Source organism: Streptococcus sp. Marseille-Q5986, assembly GCF_946902915.1.
GTDB lineage: Bacteria > Bacillota > Bacilli > Lactobacillales > Streptococcaceae > Streptococcus.
On record NZ_CAMPPY010000002.1, the window covers coordinates 216,474 to 238,469 of the forward strand.

11 protein-coding genes and 1 pseudogene are annotated in these 21,996 nt (G+C 36.3%); all 12 read right to left on the reverse strand.

Going from position 1 to position 21,996, the window contains the following annotated elements:
• Positions 1-554 precede the first annotated feature (554 nt).
• Complete coding sequence (locus tag OVN21_RS04590; protein ID WP_267247469.1) at positions 555-5,192, reverse strand: ZmpA/ZmpB/ZmpC family metallo-endopeptidase; 4,638 nt, start codon at positions 5,190-5,192, stop codon at positions 555-557.
• A gap of 353 nt (positions 5,193-5,545) precedes the next feature.
• Positions 5,546-6,432 (reverse strand): annotated as a pseudogene (locus OVN21_RS04595) (SPFH domain-containing protein).
• A gap of 130 nt (positions 6,433-6,562) precedes the next feature.
• Positions 6,563-7,714 (reverse strand): iron-containing alcohol dehydrogenase, encoded by a 1,152-nt coding sequence (locus OVN21_RS04600; RefSeq protein WP_267247470.1) that lies wholly within the window; start codon positions 7,712-7,714, stop codon positions 6,563-6,565.
• A 145-nt stretch (positions 7,715-7,859) separates the two neighbouring features.
• Positions 7,860-9,626, reverse strand: a complete 1,767-nt coding sequence (locus OVN21_RS04605; RefSeq protein WP_267247471.1) for an L-fucose isomerase — start codon at positions 9,624-9,626, stop codon at positions 7,860-7,862.
• A gap of 12 nt (positions 9,627-9,638) precedes the next feature.
• Positions 9,639-10,367 (reverse strand): class II aldolase/adducin family protein, encoded by a 729-nt coding sequence (locus OVN21_RS04610; protein ID WP_267247472.1) that lies wholly within the window; start codon positions 10,365-10,367, stop codon positions 9,639-9,641.
• A 14-nt stretch (positions 10,368-10,381) separates the two neighbouring features.
• Complete coding sequence (locus OVN21_RS04615) at positions 10,382-13,399, reverse strand: glycoside hydrolase family 98 domain-containing protein (protein ID WP_267247473.1); 3,018 nt, start codon at positions 13,397-13,399, stop codon at positions 10,382-10,384.
• Positions 13,400-13,409: 10 nt separating this feature from the next.
• Positions 13,410-15,626: an alpha-galactosidase gene (locus tag OVN21_RS04620; RefSeq protein WP_267247474.1), complete on the reverse strand. Its 2,217-nt coding sequence runs from the start codon at positions 15,624-15,626 to the stop codon at positions 13,410-13,412.
• Positions 15,627-15,647: 21 nt separating this feature from the next.
• Entirely contained in the window at positions 15,648-17,519 is a 1,872-nt protein-coding gene (locus OVN21_RS04625; RefSeq protein WP_267247475.1) for an alpha-N-acetylgalactosaminidase, read from the reverse strand.
• Between the two features lie 5 nt (positions 17,520-17,524).
• Positions 17,525-18,844, reverse strand: a complete 1,320-nt coding sequence (locus OVN21_RS04630) for an alpha-L-fucosidase (protein WP_267247476.1) — start codon at positions 18,842-18,844, stop codon at positions 17,525-17,527.
• Positions 18,841-19,680, reverse strand: a complete 840-nt coding sequence (locus tag OVN21_RS04635; protein ID WP_267247477.1) for a carbohydrate ABC transporter permease — start codon at positions 19,678-19,680, stop codon at positions 18,841-18,843. The genes OVN21_RS04630 and OVN21_RS04635 overlap by 4 nt, the downstream gene beginning before the upstream one ends.
• A gap of 2 nt (positions 19,681-19,682) precedes the next feature.
• Positions 19,683-20,612 carry a carbohydrate ABC transporter permease gene (locus OVN21_RS04640; RefSeq protein ID WP_267247478.1) on the reverse strand — a complete coding sequence of 310 codons (930 nt, stop codon included), beginning with the start codon at positions 20,610-20,612 and terminating at the stop codon, positions 19,683-19,685.
• Between the two features lie 87 nt (positions 20,613-20,699).
• Positions 20,700-21,992, reverse strand: coding sequence for an ABC transporter substrate-binding protein (locus OVN21_RS04645; protein WP_267247479.1), 1,293 nt, complete (start codon positions 21,990-21,992; stop codon positions 20,700-20,702).
• Positions 21,993-21,996: the final 4 nt, after the last annotated feature.

Sequence of the window (21,996 nt, forward strand, 5' to 3'; positions counted from 1 at the left end):
ATAAATTGAACTTCCCGCTCTCTCTAGTCATACTTGGTCTTTGTTAGCTAGTCTATCAATTCAAAAAGAAGGAGCTATAAACTCCATTTAGCTATAATCAAGCAGATATATCCCCATAATTATCCACAAGCTGTTGATAACTTCTGTGAATTACCCATTTTTTTGGAACTGTTTCACTCTCAGTTGTCTATTATCTCTAAGGTTAATAGGATATTCCCACTCTTATAAATCTATGGAAAAGTCTGAAAATCACTCCATGTTCATATAAACTGTCATTTTCAAGAAACAAGGTCATACTCTTCTAAAATCTCTTCAAACCACGTCAGCGTCGCCTTACCGTAGGTATAGTTACTGACTTCGTCAGTTTTATCTACAACCTCAAAACCATGTTTTGAGCTGACTTCGTCAGTTTTATCTGCAACCTAAAAGCTGTACTTTGAACAACCTGCGGCTCGCTTCCTAGTTTGCTTTTTGATTTTCATTGAGTATCAAATCTGACAAGAACCAAAAAACACCTCTCTGAATGTTCATTCCAGCGAGATGTTCCTTTTATCTTAGCTATTGTAAATCGATTGTCTAAAGTCATCTGAATCTTTGAGATAAGCTTTATAAATCGCTTTTTTCAGTTTTTGAACGGGTGTTTCGATAAATTTAAACTTTTTAGCAGCTGTATTGCCTGATTTTATTTGAGCAAGTTCTTCTTTAACAGCTTTCTGCATCAAGTCACTTAACTGCTGACTTGTCAGCCTTACTTCCTGACCTTCATATTGGATTGTCAAAGGTTTCAATTGATCAATCTTAGCTACTCTTTCCTTGATCTGTGCTTTTTTGAACTCAGCATAGCTCTTACCATTCAAAATTTTATTGAAAATGTAAGTATCAGATAGAGGCTTGTTCTCAGATTCTGCTGCTTGTTTGTATTGATTTGACACATAAGGAACAAAGCCTTCATAATAACCCAAAGCAGCCATCAATTCAAATGCTTGTTTTCTAAAGGTGATGTCCCCACTCATACCAGAGTCATTTTGACTAACACCATAAATGGTATCAAACATATCAACAGTATAGTAACCGTTTGCTGCAATCTTACCTTTATCCAAAAAACCAGCAATAATATAACGATTGACCAGGATATGATTGTCAATCAAACTATCAATATCTGTCAATTTTTTGGCATCTTCTAATGTCAGAGCTTGAATTTCCTCACTCTTATGAGTTGGTTTAACCGCTGGATTGCGGTAATCTACCCAAGTTCTAGGACCTGTTGAAGTGATTGGCGTTATTTTTTTGAAATAACTCATCTTGTCTTCTGCAGATAAGTTTCTACTTGCCTCTGCTTCTAGGTAATCTAGAGTATAAAGGACATCAAAACTTCCCTTCATGTAAGATTGCAAATCTTCTGCCGTTTTAAATCGATCAGGTGTTTTATTGTAAAATCCATTCTTATCACTCTCATCATATACAAAATTGAGATTGAAATAAGTATCTTTTTCTGGATTATAGGAGTTTTCAAAAATACCACGCGCATAAAACTCTGCTCCTGTGCCATCTCGACGACCGTGATTATTAAACAAGACCGTTCTATCTAGTAAGTGCGTCATTTCATGAGAATAAGTCGCTGAACCTCTATCATCCAAAACCCTATCTATAAAGTAACGGACACCTAATCCATTGGCCTCAGCTCCCACCTTACTTACTGGAGAATAGTAATTCATAGGGGTCATAAACTGGTCGACTCCCTTATCAGCTCCACTACCAGTAGCTGGTGACCAAGTGCTATCAATCTGGGCATTCGGATTGCTTGTATATTTCTTCATCGTATCAATAATCAAGCGATTTGTAAGCAACTTATCACGATTTTCTGGTTTTGTTATACGATAAAGAGTATCAACATAGTTGGCTTGCTGTACAGCCGCCTTTTCAATTAAAGACTTGACTCTAGCCAGCTCAGCCTGATACTTAGTTGGATTAGACTGGGCAAGAGAGGTATCTATATAGGAACCAATGTTACCATAGGTAATCGTCGCCATATTACTAATCACGTAAACATGTGGTTCTTTCACATTCAAAAGTCCCAAAATAGCAGCCATATTAGCCTCTTGTTTACGAGGATCCTTTTCCCCAGCTGTCAACTTGCTATATAGCCCGACATACGCTGAAGGATTTTCTTTAGATGGTTTGTCGACAATCATAGCTTGGCTAGATTTTTTAAGCCAAGTATCCGCATCATCTGACGTAAAGAGTTGGCGATTGCTGTCTAAAAATTCCTTCAAGCTAGCCTTACCTGTAATAGTAGATAAGTATTTTGTAAATGTTTGAGGACTATTGGTCAATTTCATCTCTTCATAAGACATGGACCCTAATTTTTTCAAACTATCCAAGGCTGTCATCGTCTTATTGCCAAATGAACTTGGATTAAAGGCCAGAATATCACGAATATTCGTGTCCCCAAATTGAATATTATAAAAACGATTGATATAAGACAGTCCCAACAAGATCTGCTCTTTATATTGCTCAAGCTCTTGTTTGACCTTGCTGCGATTTTCAGGGGTATCTCCTATAATCCCCAAAGTATGCGAGGCAATCTTTTTGAAACTTGACTCAGCTTGCGTCTTCGTCTGATCAAAGCTTTCTTGAATTGACAGTTTTTGAAGATACTCTGTGCGCAACATATCTTTGATCTCTTGGTCAGTGATGTTTGGGTGTGTTTTTCCTAGCAAGATTTTACGCAGGATAATATCTCGAGGATCATGGGTAGGCTCTAACTGCGCTTTTAATTTTTCATTTGTCAACAAGTCTACATTTCTCATCTCCGCAGTAGCTCCCGTCACATCCACTGCATTTTCTAACTCGCTATTTTCTGGCAGTAAATGCGGTTTCTCCTCTTTCCTTCCAACCAAGATTACTTTTTGTCGCATAGACTTAGTTATTTCAGTCTTCTCTACTGGATTTGTTAACTCTCCTGTATCCGGATTAACTTCATAAGTTTTAGTTATTGTTGTTTCACCTTGTTCACCTACATCTTCAACTACTTCTTTTCCTTTTGGAAGTCCAGGGTCATCTTTTCTCAACTCAGTGATTTCTATAGGTGACGCTATCTTTTCCACATTTCCAACTTTTACTACTTTGTCTTTAGCTGGAATATTTTCAGTGGTTGTTTCTTCTGAGATAGCCCCTGTTTCTTGATTCAATGTGTATTTTGTAGTTGATACTGAGCTACCATTCTCCCCTGGTGTTTCTACTTGTTGCTCTTTGTAATTTAAAGCTAGCGATGCTGTATAGATTGTTTTAAAAGGAATTTCTTGTGATTGAACTGTTGGTTTTGTTCCTACTGCCGTTATTTTCGCTTGCATTGCTTTGGCTACTTTTGTCGTTACAGCTGGCTCAGTCAAGTCTCCTGTTTGTGCATTTACTTTATAAACACGAATAGTAGTCGTTTCTTCATCTTGACCTTGTTCTCTAACTACTTTAACCCCTTTATCAAGTGACTCATCCGCGACAAACTGTTCACCTCTTTTGACTGTTGATGTTGTTTCTTCTACATTCCCAATCTTAACAATTCTAACCACCGGTTCTTTCTCTATTTTTGTTGAAGTATGTTCTACTATTTTCCCAGTACTTTCATCAAAACTGTAAGAAGTAGTTGTCACTTCCTTACCATTTTCGCCTGCTACTTCTACTTGTTGCTCTTTGTAATTTAAAACTGGCGATGCTGTATAGATTGTCTTATATTCCAATACTTTTTCTTTCGTTACTGGACTTGGGACAGTTGGTTTCTTCTGAGAATCTGACTGGTCTTGAGAAGCTAAGGGGTCAGGCTGAGCAGTTGGTTCTGGTTCATTTGCTTGACCTGTGTTGACCTCTAGAGATGGAGGCAGTTGTTCTGGTTGCTTCGGCTCGGCTTCGGGTTTGTCAGGTGTTTGTTTCTCGCCTGGTGTTGCTTCTGTACCCGGCGTTTCTTCTGCTCCTGGTCTTGGTTGTCCTATTCCATCAACTGGTTTTGTCTCTGTTTCATTCTCTACTATTGGAGTTTTTTCAGGTTGAACTGGTCTGCTCTCCTCAGATTTTGGTTCAACTTCTTCCTTAGTCCCAACTGCAATCACCTTGTTCACTGGTTCTTTTGTGATTACATTTTCTATAACTTTGCTAGATTTTTCTCCATTAACGATAGTGACTTCCGTATAGATGGTGCGTTCACCAACAATACCTTCTTGAACAACTTTAACTTGACCTTTAGCTAAGGTTGCATCTTCTTGTTCTATCGTTTGGAAAGCAACCTCCTCTGTAGTGACTAGCAATTCTGGTTTCTCTACTATGGCATTTAACACACCTTCCTCAGGACTTGTTTTATAATCACTAGTATCTTCTGCTTTCGGTTGTTCTCCTTGGGGATTTCCTGCAACTTCTTCCTTAGTCCCTATAGGCACAATTTTAGCAGGAGTTTGTTGACTTACAGGAGATTCAACAATTTTCTCAACTGCGTAGGATGGTTGAGGAGATTGCACAAAATCTTCAATCGCGCTAAAATGAGATGCAGTCTGTGGTACAATCTTCTTAGATTGAGGTTCTGAACTTTCTTCCTTTTGAGATAATGCTGGCGACTCTACCTTATCAACAGAAAGTTCCTTGTTACTACTATCTCTTACCAAATAATATCCCGTAAATTCATATCCATGAACTCTTTCAGGACTTGGTAGAAACTGACCTTCTACCCTTTTAACAAGGGCCGGTTGCAATTCTACCAGATTTTCAATAGCAGAGATGGATACTCCCCAGCCACCAACAGCAAAGATGGTCACAAGGAAGTAAGACGCTCCCTTTTTTCTCTTGATTAAAGTGAAGGAAAGCAATAATAATCCTGCTCCCAGGATAAACATCCCATCATTAGAAAACAGACCTGTTTCTGGTAATCTTGTAGCCAATTTTCGATAGATAAAATAATATTCTTTTCCTTCTTCTACTTCAATCTTATTTTCTTCAAACCATTGCAACTCAGATTTCAGCTTTTCAGATAAATCCTGCTCATCCAAATAATGACTTGAAATTAGTGTTGAAGTCCTTTCTGTAGCCTGGACGGGTTGAGCCCCCATACCAGCAAAAAATAAACTCGTGCCTAGCAAGACCGAGCAAGCTCCTATTGCATATTTCCTCAAAGAAAAACGCTGCTTTCTCTCAAATTGAAATTCTTTCATCCCATATCCTATCATTCATTATTACTGTATATTTAGTATATCAGAAATAGTTTGTATTCACAAATCTTTCTAGTTATTCCCTTATCATTCCAAGTTGAGAGAGACAACATACAATAATTTTTATTTAAATGTATATCAATGTTCTTTGCTTTTCTTAACAAACGCAATGCAAAAAGAGCCTGTTGCCAAGCTCTTTGTACTCAATGAAAATCAAAGAGCAAACTAGGAAACTAGCCGCAGACTGCTCAAAACACTGTTTTGAGGTTGTAGATAAGACTGACGAAGTCAGTCACATATATACGGCAAGGCGACGCTGACGTGGTTTGAAGAGATTTTCGAAGAGTATTAGTCTATTATTTCTTCTCAGCGCGAAGGGCTGACAAGATTTGTGTTCGGATATCATCCACACCATTTGGCGTATTTGGTAAAAAGATGGTTTGATTTCCTTTAGAAGCAAAGGTATTCAAGGTATCCAAATACTGGTTGGTCAAGAGGATAGACATGATTTGTTCTTCTGTCATGCCAACATTGGCTTCCTTGAGTTCTGTGATAGACTCTGCCAATCCATCCACAATCGCCTTACGTTGTTGGGCAATCCCCACACCATGAAGGCGATTTTTTCTGCTTCGGCTTCAGCTGCAGTGACGATTTTAATCTTATCGGCTTCAGCCAATTCTTGCGCTGCGACCCGCTTGCGTTGCGCCGCATTGATTTCATTCATGGATTGCTTAACTTCTGCATCAGGTTCGACCTTGGTAATCAAGGTTTTCACAATAATGTAGCCGTAAGTTGTCATTTCTTCCGCTACTTGATGTTGAACCTCAAGGGCAATCTCATCTTTTTTCTCAAACAATTCATCCAAGGTTAATTTTGGAACAGAAGAGCGAAGGGCGTCTTCGATATAAGATTTAATCTGAGATTCTGGACTCATGAGTTTATAGTAGGCATCTGTCACGCTCTGCTCGTTGACACGGTACTGGGTCGCTACATTCATCATAACGAACACATTGTCCTTGGTCTTAGTCTCAACCACAATATCGCTTTGCAGCAAACGCAACTGAATCCGCGCTGCAATCGAAGCAATCCCAAAAGGCAAGCGAATATGAATACCGCTATTAGCAACCTTTTGGTATTTTCCAAAGCGTTCAATAATCGCCACCGACTGCTGACGAACCACATAAACTGTACTCAGTGTGACTATCAGCAATAGAAGCACAAAAATCATCAAAAATGTTGCCATTATCGTGACCTCCAGCATTATTTTTCCTGTATTATAGCATATTTAAAGAAGGCTGTGCCGTTTTTACTGCGATTTTTCCTGAAATGTCAATAATTAGAGGTGAATTGTCCTATTATCGTCTAATCTCTTGCTAAAACAACTCTTTATAAAAGGCAATCGTTTCTTCCAAGGTTGGCACAAATGGATTTCCTGGTGCGCAGGCATCAATCAAGGCATTCTTAGAAAGGTATTCAAAGTCGAAATCTTTTTCTTCGATACCAAGTTCAGTCAATTTCTTAGGAATACCTACTGTCTCAGAAAGCTTCTCAATCTCAGCAATTGCATAATCGGCACATTCTTGATCTGATTTACCTTCTACATGAAGTCCCAAGGCCTTGGCAACATTGCGAAAAGCTTCTGGTGCACGTTTAGCATTTTCACGTTCTATAACTGGTAGCAACATAGCACAGCAGACACCATGTGGCAAATTATATACTGCACCTAGTTGGTGAGCCATTGAGTGAACATAGCCCAGACCTGCATTGTTAAAGCTCATACCACCAAGGAAAATAGCATTAACCATACCTTCACGCGCTTCAATATCGTGTCCATTTGCTACAGCACGAGGAAGGTATTCCTTGATGAGTTCAATAGCTCCGATAGAGAGTTTCTTGGTCACATCATAAGCACCAGGTGTTACCAAAGCTTCAACAGCGTGAGTCAGAGCATCCATACCTGTCGCTGCAGTCAAAGCTTGAGGTTTGGAAAGCATGAGTTCCGGGTCATTAACAGAGATAAGAGCAAGGCTATTCTTGTCAACCATTACCATCTTAACCTTGCGTTCTTCATCGGTAATCACATAGTTAATAGTAATTTCTGCAGAAGTTCCTGCCGTTGTATTGATAGCCACAACTGGCAAGCCTTTTTTAGCAGACTTATGAAGCCCTTCATAATCCTGTGGTTTTCCACCATTTGTAGCCATGATAGAGATACAACTAGCTGCATCCTGTGGAGACCCACCACCAAGACTGATGATAAAATCACATCCATGTTCTTCCAAAGCAGCTACCCCATCTGTGACATTCTTACAAGTAGGGTTTGGCTCTACATCGCTAAAGATGACATATTCGATTCCTTCTGCATCTAGCGGTTTTAAAACCTTAGGCAAAATGTCACTTCCTTCGATGAACTTATCTGTCACCAAAAGTGCCTTTTTATAGCCAAGTTCCTTGATATAAGGACCCACTTCATTTACAACACCTTTACCGATAAGGTTAACTGATGGAACGTAAAATGTAGCCATATGCTTTTCCTCCTGCGCCTCTGCGCTATCTATTTAACATCATTATATTACTTTTTGTATTCGTTTTCAATTATTTGTGAATTGTTTAACAAATATTTTTAAAAGGATAGGAGGGACGCAAGCTCACCTCCTATATAAACAAGTTTTATTTATGTAGTGGTCCCAACAACTGACATGCACGATAGTCCGCTGATTCTAAATCTTCTGTTCCAAATAAAGACCAATTTTTAGGTCTAAAGATATCTTCCTCAGGTACATTATGCATATTGACAGGAATTCTCAACATAGAAGCCAAGGTAATCAAGTCTGCTCCAATGTGGCCATATGTTATGGCTCCGTGATTAGCTCCCCAATTATTCATGACGTCATAGACAGACTTGAAAGCACCTTTTCCTGTCAAACGTGGAGCAAACCAAGTAGTTGGCCATCCTGGATCTGTACGATTATCTAAAGTATGATGAACATCTTCAGGAAGTTCAAGTGTGTAACCTTCTGCAATTTGTAGCACTGGACCAACCCCTTTTAGAAGATTGAGACGTACCATTGTTACTGGCATATCCCCCTTCGTCAAGAAGCGAGTTGAGAATCCTCCTCCACGGAAGTATTCGCGGTTTGCTGGTGGGAAGTCTGTGTTTTCAAGCATAGCCTGCACTTCACTTTCTTCCAACTCCCAGAATGGTTTCATAACAGGTTTTCCATCACGACTAGCTTGACCAGTACCATCCAATGTACAAGAACCAGAGTTGATTAGATGTAAGAATCCATCTGCAGCACGACCCTCTAAAGTATGTCCCGTTACACGTTTAACAGCCTCTGGACTCCAATAAGTACGCACATCAGCAAAGATTTGTGGAGTATTTGTTAATAGATAATTAAAGAGCATAGACACACCATTTAGTGAATCATTCTCTGTCGCAAATACAAAGGGTTTTCGAATACCGTTCCAGTCAAACTGAGTATTGAGGAAAGTTTCCATAAAGTCCCCATTTGGAAAATGGTCTGTCCACTGGCGTTGACCTTGGAAACCAGCTACTAAAGCATGGTGACCAGCTGCTTCTTCCTCAAAACCAAGTTCAGCAAGTCTTGGGTTACCAACCATTAAGTCACGTCCAATCATGAACATCTTAATAACAAATTCCCATTGTCTATCTTTTTCTTCACGGCTTAAAACAAGGTCTTCACGGTTATGGTCGAATCCTTCTTTTACGTTTTCTTTCACCCATTTGAGCGCACGTTCGAACTCTTCAGGGTCATAAATACCACGGTCAATACGGCGCGTGAACTCCGTCATATCTACCGATTCATTTCGCATTCCTAAGTATTCTTGGAAGAAATCTGGATTTACAATAGAACCGCCAATCCCCATCGAAACACTACCCATTGATAGGTAAGCAGTGTCTCTCATCAAGCCAGTTGCAAGAGCTGCACGCGCATAGCGTAAAAGCTTTTCTTTGACATCTTCTGGAATATCTGTATCATTAGCTTCCTGAACATCTCTACCATAAATCCCAAAGGCCGGAATCCCTTTTTGAGCATGTGAAGCTAGTACAGCTGCAAGATAGACAGCTCCTGGGCGTTCTGTCCCATTAAATCCCCAAATAGCATGAGGAATATCTGGAGACATATCCATAGTTTCACTACCATAACACCAGCATGGTGTAACTGTAATTGTTGCGCAAACATTTGACTTTTTAAACAACTCATGGGAAGCTGCAGCCTCTGGAACACGACCAATGGTAGATGGAGAAATCACGCATTCCACAGGTTCCCCATCTGGATATTTCAATGTGCTTGAAATCAAATCTGCCACACTTTTAGCCATGTTCATTGTTTGTACTTCCAGTGATTCGCGTACACCTTGACGACGACCATCAATAGTCGGGCGAATACCAATACGTGGATGTTGAATCATAATACTTTCCTCTTATTTTTTTGTTTCTTTTATACTACCATCACCATTATATTTACGGTAGCCTGGGTGACGACCTGTAACCTTATAATTTTCTCTCATAGAGAATAGATGTTCCAAAGTCGGACGTGAAATCTCTTGTTCTTCCACACCCTTAGTTGACAAAAGCATACGTCCATGGAAAGTTGTCTTAGCAACTAACTCCAAAGTCTCCATACGATAATAGGCTGTAATAATATCACTTCCAACAGTTAAAGCTCCGTGGTTCTCAAGCAACATTACATCATGATCTGGTAGATAAGGTGTAATTGCTTCTGGCACTTCCATTGTAGACGGAACTCCAAATGGAGTTATAGGAATTGCCCCAACCACAATCGCGCTCTCAATTAGTGAATAAGTATCTAAAGGAATATGTGCAAGAGCAAATCCTGTTGCAATCGGTGGATGCGCGTGAACAACTGAACGGACATCCTCACGGTCTTCGTAGCATCGAATGTGCATTTTTATTTCACTAGAAGGACGGTAATCACCTTCTGCTTCTAAAATCTCTCCTTTGAGATTTAACTTCACCAGCTTTTCTGGAGTAATAAAACTTTTGCTGATACCAGTAGGAGTTGCAATAATGGTATCCTCATCTAATCGAACAGATACATTCCCATCGTTTGCAGCAACCCAACCAAGTTGCCACATCTTATGACAAACATCACAAATCTGTTCACGAATTAATTTTTCATCTTGAGTCATAAACTCACTCCTTTCTAAAAATGAAGTTCGAATTCAAGATTTCCGTTACTGTTAATGGTAATAGTAACCATATGATTTTTCTGATCAAAATTGAGAGATGGCTGATCATAGGAATTATTTGTTCCTGATAATGAATGAATAGTAGGAAGTTTATCTATACCTCTTAATACTATCTTTGTAACCCTTTTCTCTCCAAACTGAGTATCTTTGATATAATGTTCTTCAATCCACTTAATCGCACCTTTCTTGGTCAATTGTGGTAGTTTCTTTGCCTGATTTGCATCTTGAGCATTAGACCATAGTGAATCTTTATTTGTTCTAAAATTATTTAAATTCACTTTCAATCCATTACTTATTCTCTCAAAAATACCATAGGTATGAGGTTCAAATTCAACATCCATTTCTAAAGAATTAAATTTTAATTTCCCAGTCTGTTTAACATTCTCATTTACCTTGTAATTATAGACAAACCATCTATTATCTAATTTCTGAGCAAAGATATCTCCTTCATAATTCATAGGATACAGCTTATTTAAGTATTCTTTTCTAGCCTGAGTAGAGCTAAATTCTGGAGAAGTGATTTCCTTAATCTGAATACGGCTACCAGAAACAGACTCTTTCAATTTATCTGTTTTTAAAACACCTGGAATAGCTGGAATAACATTATAACGACCAGTCATGTATAATGGAGTTTGTTCTCTATCAGTATTTACGTTTACAAAGAACTTACCATTTCCTTTATTTGAATAGTCTCCATGTATGAATACTTTTGTATCCTCAAGTACCTTTTCTTTGGATGGTGCTGGATGCGCTATTACATATCTAAAAAATTCTTTTATTACTTCGCTAAAGAGTAAGCTTTCTTTATTATTTACACCATAGGTATAAGCTGGATGTTCAAAATTATAAACTACACCTCCATTAAGGTAAACCCCTAAAGCTTCTTCTCCTAGCATAGACTCTGGTTCAGTCAACCATTGTCTATCTCCTTGACTTTTTCCGATATTACCACTTGCAAACAGTTTCCATTTACCTGTCTCATACCACTTCCAAGTATCCATCAAACCACCCCATTGATAAGTATGATTTGATAGCCAAAGTCCCTTCATATAACTTTCTGTAGTTGAATCATTTCCCTCGGCAGCAGGTGTATTTTTGAACATGAAAATAAGGTTCTTCCAGTACTTATCAACAGATTTCTGAAATGCTATCTTACCGTTTTTTCCAAATGCTTTTTCTATTGCAGAACCATTATTTTGTTCAGCCCATATAAAATATCCTCCATTTTTAGCTGATACTTTTAAGTAATCTGCCGCCTTATTTTCAATATCATTTGCCCAAATCCAATAATTCTCTGTACTGAAAATACCATGCAAATTTGGATATTTTTGATACATTTTATCAATCCAGCTGGTACTTAACCAATGTGCCGAAGTATAATAAGGCATATTACCAGCAGTGTAAACCGTCAGAATAACTGGAATTGGTTCATTTTTTCCAGTCTTAGGATTTACATATTTCGCTGCTTCTTCTAACATATGTTCATAAAAATCTCTAGCAGCTCCATCTCTTTTAGGAAGATCATCTGGATGTAACTGCATAACAGTATATGGTTTTAAGTCATCTGGTATATTCTCCCACTTACCTGTTAATGTATCTCCTCCCCAAAAAGTATATTTCCCTTTGTTAAACTCTTCTCCGTTAGCATATAAAGGCATCATAAGTAACGGATGTTCATTATTAATTTCACGACGTTTATCAACTTCTGACCAATCATTAGGATTCTTAAATTTACCATTTGCCATAAACATGGCTCCACCTAAAACCAATTCGTCAGCCCATGTATGTTTTCCTGAATATGATTTAAGTTCTATCGTCTGTGTATCTTTTGGAATTTCAACATCAACCAGAAATGCCGATGTATCATACTTAATTCCTTTCGGATATTTTGAATCTGATGAATAAATGACTTTACCATCCGCAACAACTTCAAACTTTTGAATATCTGCGTAATCTGAATTTAAATGATTGGCGCTCCTATCAATTCCGACATAGGAAATAAATCTTGTAACATTAGCACCCGAAACATCATATTTTATACTAGACGGGTTACTTGCTACAGTTCCCAATCCTTTATTAAATTCTATTTCCTTCCCGTCAATTAATAATTTTATTTTATTATTTGCACCGTTATTACCAGGTGTAAACGGTTTATCTTTCTGAACTGTTTTTGATTTATCGTCATCACCATGAGTAGCATCAACCCATTCTAAATCAGAAAGATATACTCCCCCATTAATTCCTTTATTAAGAAGATCTGGAGTTATAGTTTGAGTACTAACAGTTTTAATAAGTTTAGCATCAGCAAATACAACTTCATCACCCCATGTATGTTCTCCTGAGAATGATTTTAAGGATATTTTTTTAGCGTTTTGTGGAATTGTCACACTAATAAATTGTGCCGGAGTATTATATCTGAATCCATCTGGATTAGTTACATTACTGGAATAAACTACTTCTCCATCTATTTCTATTTCTATTTTATCCACTACTGCGTGGTCTGCTCTAGAACTATTAGCACTTTGATCAATTCCTATATAAGTTTCAAATTTTTCAAATCCTTGACCACTAATATCATAGCTGATTACAGACGGGGAATCTGCGACTGTCCCTATTCCTTTATCAAAATACTTAACTTTATTGTCAGAAGTAAGTAATGAAATTTTAGTGTGTTCTCCTTTATTTCCCGTTGTAAATGGAGCATCTTTTTGTACTGTTTTTGTTTTATCTACATCACCATGAGTTGCAGAAGACCATTCCATATCTGAAAGATATGTCATCTCCGTATCAATTTCTTGATCTTTAGTACTTGGTTTTCTTAAGTTATTCCCTGTTACTCTGGCAGTTTCAGTACTAGCTCTGTCATTAGAATTACTTTGGACTACATCTGCATAAAACAATTTACTTCCTAAAAAACTTGTTAAAACAGCCGTAGTTATTAAAATCTGTTTTGCTATTTTTCTACTTTCCATTTTTATTTCCTCAATATTTACATACAACTTCCTCAATAACAAATAATTTTGTAAGATATTCTGGAACACATAGTGCTAAATTACTTAAACTGACTTTTATTCCAGCATTCATTAATTCATCTCCATAAAAGAACTCATCAAATCCAGAGACGGAATAGCATTTATCTTTATCTAAACCACTAAAATAAGCTCTTGTATAACCTGGATTCAACTTACTATTCAATTGAGCATACAGTAAAATCGACTGGCATTTATTCTTTGAAACAACTTGCCAACTAGCAGAATCACAACTAAAAGGACTGTTTATCCTATAAAAATCCCCATATTGAAACAATGAACGATATTTTTTATAAAACTGAATTTGTTCTCTCACTTGTTCTTTTTCTTCTACCGACAATCTCGTAACATCTAATTCATAACCGAAAGAACTAAAATAAGCTACATTTGTCCTAGTGTCCAAACTCGTTTGTCTTCCACTTTGTTCATTTGGAGAAATAGAAACATGGGCTGTCATCATTGATGGAGAATATCCGTAAGAAGTTCCATGCTGAATTTTCAATCTTTCTATCGGGTCCGTATCATCACTCGTCCACGCTTGCGGTGCATAATACATAAGTCCTAAATCAAAACGTCCACCACCTGAAGAACAAGATTCAAATAGAACTGAAGGGAACTTAGTTATTAAACGATCTAATAACTGATAAAGACCTAAGATATATCGATGACCAAATTCAATCTGCTGTTCAGAATCAAGTTCAATACTATAAATATCTGTTATATGACGATTCATATCCCATTTGATATAATCCAGATTTGTTTCGATTATAATTCTAGAAATAGAATCAAAAAGATAATCAACAACTTCCTGTCTCGTCAAATCCAACACATATTGATTTCTTCCTACTGACTTTTCTCTGTCTAACAAATGGATAGTCCAATCGGCATGTTTCTTGTACAAATCACTATCAATAGAAATCATTTCAGGCTCAAACCACAAACCAAATTGTAAACCTATTTTGTGAATTTCATCTGCAAGAAATCCAATACCTTCAGGAAGGCGACTTCTATCTGTTACCCAGTCACCCAGAGAACTTTTGTCATCTTTCCTATGACCAAACCAACCATCATCCAGTACAAATAATTCTATCCCTAAATCTTTAGCAGTCTTTGCTAAATCTAAAATTTTTTCTGTACTCAAGTCAAAATAAAATGTTTCCCAACTATTGAGTATTATAGGACGACTAGCTTGAGAAAAATTAGGATTAACTAAATGATGTCGATAAAAATCTGATAGTTGTTGGCTCATCTGATTCATCCCTTGATCAGAATAGGTCACAACTGCTTCTGGTGTCACAAAACTTTCGGCAGGATTTAATAAAAAACGAAATTCTACTGGATTTATTCCTACCGTTACTCTAGCGGTGTCAAAATGGTCAACTTCAATCATATTTTGAAAATTTCCAGAATAGATAAAGTTAAAACCATAAACCTCACCACTATGCTCTGTAGTTTCCCTCCTTGATAACATAAAGAAAGGATTTTGCTGAGGACTTGATGAGTATCTCAAGCTATCTATTGCTTGAATACCTGGTCTAAGCGGAGTTCTATATAACTGACGTTCCCTCAGCCATGCTCCAGAAAATTGAATAAAATCATATTGACTATCAGGCAGATCTAACTGTAAGCTCATTGCTTTCAAAAGAGTCAACTTATTATTACTACTATTTAAAAATTCCGTATTTCTAACCAAGACATTGTATTTCGGAAAAATTGTGTAATTTAATCTAACAGTTAAATTTAATATGGAATCCTTTAAAATAATTGTTAATGTTTCCGCACACTGACCAATATCATCAAATGTTGAAGGTAGAGAGTTAAGACGCTTTTTCCCTTTTTCAAGTTCAAAACCTTGATATTTTAGTGTCGTTATCCTACTACCATTCATTCCTTGAACTTGAAAGGCTGGATGCCGAAAATCTCCTTTCCCATATGAAGAATATTCATTTTGTATCATAGACTGTTGAATATCCTCAAATTCTTCAGAAAAAGATACTTCAAATCCTCTTTTTTCATAGGCCATCAATTGGTTATAATTTTCCTTGACATGAATCCTTTTCCCAAAATATAGATGTTGAAGTTCCCCATTTTCTAAAATTCTAAAAATATAACTACTATCTTTCATTTCCAAATGAAAAACGATCTCGTCCTTATTAATATAAATCGTCATCTCTACCTCACAATTTTTTCTTTACTTCTTCAGTATCACGATAGAGTACGGTGCCAATTCTATCTCATCTTCTTGAATAGTAAAATCTCCAATTACTCTGGTAAAATTCTCTATCGAAAGATTCTCTATTTTTATTTTTTGTTTAATCTGAGCAGGATTTCTCAGAGAGAGAATTTCAGTAGAAGTCTTCTGATTGTGACACTTATAACCATAAATTTCAAATTTTTCAGGACTTCCTCCTATTTTTTTACTATATTTTAGTGTTTGATAATTCTCCTCTATCCATTTGACGGCACGAGCATTGGCTTTCCAGCGTTCTTCATCAAACATATCAAAAGAATAGTGAAACTCCCAAAAAGCATTCCCTCTTGTTGAAATAAATAATAGATAAGCTTCAAAATCTGGTATTGATGCAAACATTTGGTGATCCATGTACCAGGTATTTGCACTGACAGCATAGATTGGTTCATGATTATAAAGCGACCACATAGGTAACTGTATCTCACGTTTTTCCAAAAATTCTTGATACTGAATATCTCGGTAAGTAATCATACGATTGATATCATTACCTGCATTCTCTGTAAACCCTACATCTTGAGATATTTGAATCCATAAACTATTGACCCACTGTAAAAACCATGGACTAGGATTTACATAAGAAGTCAAGTTTAACCAACAATCTTTTCCTCCTCGCTCCTTTCTTAGATCTATCAACAGTTGAATTAAGAACTCATAAACCGCTGTCATGGTATACATACCATGCGACCCACTCTTATCAGATTTGTCAGGTTGAAGTAACCAGCCATCAATTTTCCAATAGCTGATATCGAATTCTTTTTGATATTCCAACATCTTTTTCTTCATTTGATTGAGATAGTTAAAATCAGCGACGTTTACATCATTTGAAGTATAATTTTTAGAGCCAATCCTTAACTCTGGATGTGCTTCCAACCAATCACTCATAATGATTTCTGTCCCATTATAACCACCTCTGGGACCAATCCATAATCCTAGGCTTGAACCAAATCCATTTACAAGATGTTTAATATTTCTCAAACCATTTGGGAATTTATGATTGAATTCCCAAACTGATTGATAGTTTGTCCAACCATCATCAACAACATAAGCATCTAAATGGACTCCATGATTTTCAAATCCATCTCTAATCTCAGAAAAACTTTTTAGAATACCTGCTTCTGTAATGTCGGTCATATGGTCATACCAGGAATTATACTGTTTACGGAAATAACTAGGTTGAGCTATTCCTTCCACATATTCAAAAAATTCCTCTTGAATCTCTTCTTTTTTATAGGAACCTGCTCCCCCAACAATACAAGGCCACAAAATTTTCTCTTGATTAATAACCGTTCCTAAGTAATACCTTGATACATAATGTCTACAATCTACCTTGTTTTCAGACATGGGAAATTCCATTCCTAAGAATAAAGAATTAGCATAAACAGGTTGTCCCAATTCTACATAATAACCGGAAAAATTTGCCATTTCCTTAATACAATCTTGTCTTTTAGGATAGAAAATGTGGTCTTCTGTTTCAAACTCAAAACTCTCTACCTCTACAGATTTAATAACTTCAGTAGAAGATTCTAAAACTAATTGTTTCGAAAGAACATCATCCCTCGATTCAAAGATTAAACGTAAACGAATGGAAGGATAAACAAAAGAAACCTCAATCCGCTTATCTCCCTCTTCCCTAACGATTGCTGAAAAATGATTTGAAGAAAGTTTTATACCATTCTCCAATGTAATGGTAAATTCCTCTTTCGAAACATTTTTTATCATTACTCCTGCCCGTTTGTTTACGATATCAGTAGTATAAAATCGACCATCTCCCCAAAAGAAATTACGTCTTACATTTTTATTTTCAATTTTCATATAAACTACTCTCTCAACTCAATTTTGATTACGCTATCAATCAAGTCTGGTAATAGATAGGTAAAATGAGGAACTTCTCCAAACTGTGCAAAACAAATTCCTTTATAGGCATTGGTCGTCCAGCTTTCTGAAATTTTCACCTCACTTCCATCATGAAGAAAGCTCATTCTTTTTACGTTTTCTTTACTAATACCAAGAAGAGCTAACGGACCTATAGGTTGTTCAAATACATGAGCATAAACCGTATTTCCGTTACGAGTATAGTATCCCCAATCTGGTTTTGGTAAATTTTCATCTCCACTACATCCATAAATTGCCTCACCATTTCGAGACATCCATTGATGAAAATCATCTAATATTTTCTTACTTGGATCATTAATTCTTCCCAAAGCATCTGGGCCTACATTAAGAATCATATTCCCGTTTTTACTAACACATTCAACTAACTTTCTTATCAAAGTTTGACTAGACTTATATAGATAATCTGTAGGATTATAAGCCCAATTGTTATTCATAGTTAGACAAAGTTCCCAAGGAACAGGCTCACCTTTAAAGTTTCGAATACCTTCGTGAGGAACAATTTGCTCTGGACTAACAAAATCTCCAGCGTAAGAGGTAATTTCATCTGTAACAATACTTCCGAATCCTTCACCTGATGTTTCTAATCTATTATCTACGATAACGTTTGGCTGATAATGACGAACCATGTCTATTAATTTTGAAGCTCCCCATTTTTCACCTACCATGTCTTCATAAGAATAATCAAACCATAATATGTCAATCTGACCATAACCAGTTACAATTTCTTTAACTTGATTGTGCAAATACTCCAAATAACGGTCAAAGTTAATTTTCTCATCTCGATAGGCTTCATTTCCTCTCATTGGATGATTTAGATCAGCATATTTAGGAAAATCAGGATGATACCAGTCAATCAAACTAAAATATAACCCTACTTTTAAACCTTCAGCTCGAACGGCATCTACAAATTCTTTAACTAAATCTCTACCTGCAGGTGTATTTGTTGCTTTATAATCCGTAAATTTTGAATCAAACAAACAAAATCCATCATGATGTTTAGCCGTTAAAACCATATACTTCATCCCTGCAGCTTTTGCTTGTTTAGCCCATTCTCTAGGGTTATATTCCTTAGGATCAAAAGCTCGAAAATATGGTTCATAATCTTCAATAGATAATTTCTGATGACTACGAATCCATTCCCCTTTTCCTGGAATAGAATATAAACCCCAATGAATGAACATCCCAAATCTTGCTTCTCTAAACCACTGAGTTCTACTATTGATAGTTTCAAGTGTATGTTTCATCCTTTTACTGCTCCTCCTCCTAAAGCTTCAATAAAGTATTTACTTGTAAATGCAAATAGAATGATTGGTGGTAATACGATTACAACAATCGCTGAAAAGAGACCATTATAATTAGTATTAAAACTTGTAGTAAATTGACCTAGTAATGCTGGTACTGTTAATTCATTCTTATCAATCACCAACATAGATGCCCAATAATATTCATTCCAGTTATTAATAAAGGCAAGTACTGCCGCTGTTAAAATTCCAGGTCTAGCAATTGGCAACATCACTTTCCAAAAAGTTTGAGCATATGTCGCACCATCAATCTCTGCCGCCTCCTCCAATTCTTTTGGAATAATTTCAAAATAGTTCTTTATAATGAAGAAACTCATAGCAATTCCACTACAAGAGTAGACCAGAATTAGAGCAACTGGGGTATTATAAATCCCCAACGCATTTACTAATCTATAAACTGGAAAAGTCATAGCTGTTGCTGGAATAAATAGAGTAGAATACAGCATAGAAGTCACTAACTTCTTCCCTCTAAATTCCATCCTAGCAATAACATATGAAGACATGGAGATCATAACAATGCTAATAATAACTGATATAGACACTACTTTAAAGCTATTCCAAAAGTAAGTGAAAATATGAAGTTTTGTAAAAACATTTATATAACCTTCAAGAGTAAAGTCAGTCGGTAAACTAATACCTGGATTTTTCATAGGATCTGCTTTTAATGATGATAAAAAAATCCACGCAATAGGGAAAATAGAAATTAAAATGGTAAGGAGCATATAACCATATATAAGAACTTTGCCTTTTTTACTAATACCATTTATATGTGTATTCATAATCATTTCCTACCTTTCAGTCTCTTTCTTTCTCTGAATAAAATATTAATACAAACGATAATCAACATTCCACCTAAGATTTGTATAACTCCAATTGTATTTGCACGAGCATACTGAGTTCGTGAGCTAGCCACTGCTAATTCTCGAATAACAAAACTGATACTTTTTGTTCCTGCAGCACCATTTGTCAAAAAGAATACTTCGTTATAGAGCAAAAATCCTGAAGTTGCTGCCATAATTGAAACAGTTTTAATTGTCCCCTTAATCATCGGAATCGTAATATACCACTCTTTCCTCCAACCAGTAATATTGTCTAAAATAGCAGCTTCTTGAACTTCTTCTGGAATAGCAAAAATTTGCCCAAGAATCATAATGGTTGATGCTCCTGCAAAGAAGATATAAGCGCCAGTCATAGCTACTATATTTAATCCTGGAGTCAACAGTACTGAATCTTTAAACGATGGATTAAATAGATGAATAATTTGGTTAACAACACCATAGTTTGGATTATAGATTTGAAGAAAAATCAAGCCCATAGCAGCACTAGAAATGATACTTGGTACAATATAAAGATTCCTAGATATCTTCCAGCCTTTTAATTTCTTAGATAATGTAATTGCAACAGATACAGCTAAAGGAACTTGAATAATAACACCAATTACAGCCCAACGAACAGAATTAATTAGAGCTTCTGTAAAAAATGGGTATTCTTTAAAAACATACCTATAATTTTCAAATAATTTATCAAATCCTAGAAACTCAGGGGTGTTTAAATTTGTATAATCCCATTTAGCAAATGAAGTTAAAAAGATTGTTACTACAGAATAAAAATAAAATAGAAAGAAACAAATCAACGTTGGCAAAAGAAATAAAAAGATAAATCGTCTTTTTTGATTCTTCCTATTTTGTAGGCTCATAACTTTTTGTGCCATAAACAAACTCCTTTTTTTCAACTATATAAGTAAAATCAAGCTCAGTTGGCAGTGCCAACTGAGCTTCGTTTTCACTCCCTAAAACAATTAACCAATCAATGATTTCAACACATCTTGAGTAGATTTCACTTTTTGATCAACATCTACATTTTCAGCAGCACTTTCTGTCAATGCATTGATAATAGCTGTCTGTACATCGCCTCCCCAAACATCACTTACAGTTGGAACAACTACTGTTGCATTCTTAACTTGCGTGATTGCTTGTCCTAAAATTTTAGTAGTAGCTTCTGAACTCTTTTCTGAAAGTTCTTTTACATTTACATTTTCATTAGAAGGATTTGCTCCTACTTTTTCAAAAATTACTTTTTGTACATCATCGCTAGTCATATATTTCAAAAACTCAAGAGCTAGTTTTTGTTTAACTTCAGACATCTTACTTGAGATAGTGATACCACCTCCAGAAGAACTAATTGCAACACCTGCTGGATAGATTCCAGGTGCAAGACTTGGGTTCTTAGACATCTCACCAGAAGCCCACACACCATTAAAGAAGACTGCAGATTTACCTTCTTGGAAGTCTTTAGAATAAGCATTAGCATCGCCACCAGCATTCTTAGAACCATTAGCTTGAATTTCTTTCATAACCATTTTCAAAGCATCTGCAAATTCTTTAGATTCAATTCCTTCTTTTGTTAATGGTTTATCTAATAATTTACGCCCACTTTCTGTGGTTCCTAAGACTGTATTAAACAAGCGAATAGATGGTTCTCCAGCACCAAATGCATACACTCCATCTTGCTTTCTCACAGCAGCCATTGCTTGTGTAAAATCTTCCCAAGTATTCCACTGATCAGGTGTCTTAGCACCCGCTTTTGCAAATATGTCCTTGTTGTACCACAAACCCATTGTAAATAACTGTTCGTGAACTGTATAAATTTTTCCATCTTTTTGGTTTTGCTTATAGTTCAAACCAACATTTTTTTCAAGCTTATTTGAATCGATATATGGTTTCAAATCTAAAACAAGTTTTTGTTCAATCGCAGCTAATGATACTGCATTACCTGCTAGGTCAATCACATCTGGAAATTCACCACTAGCAACCTTGTTATTCATTACATCCTTCAAATCACCATTTATAGGAATTGGTTTAAATTCTACACCACTATCTTTATGTTCTTCTGCAAATTTATCATATAAATCTCGCATAGTCTTAGCTACAGGCCATTCATCTTCACTATGATGATACCCATGATAGAATTCTAATACTTCTTTACTAGAAGAAATTCCACCGCTTGCATCCTTAGATGTTCCACAAGCTGCTAAACCAAGGGTAGCTACCAACCCGATAACAGCGCATTTCAAAAGACTTTTTTTGTTCATGACA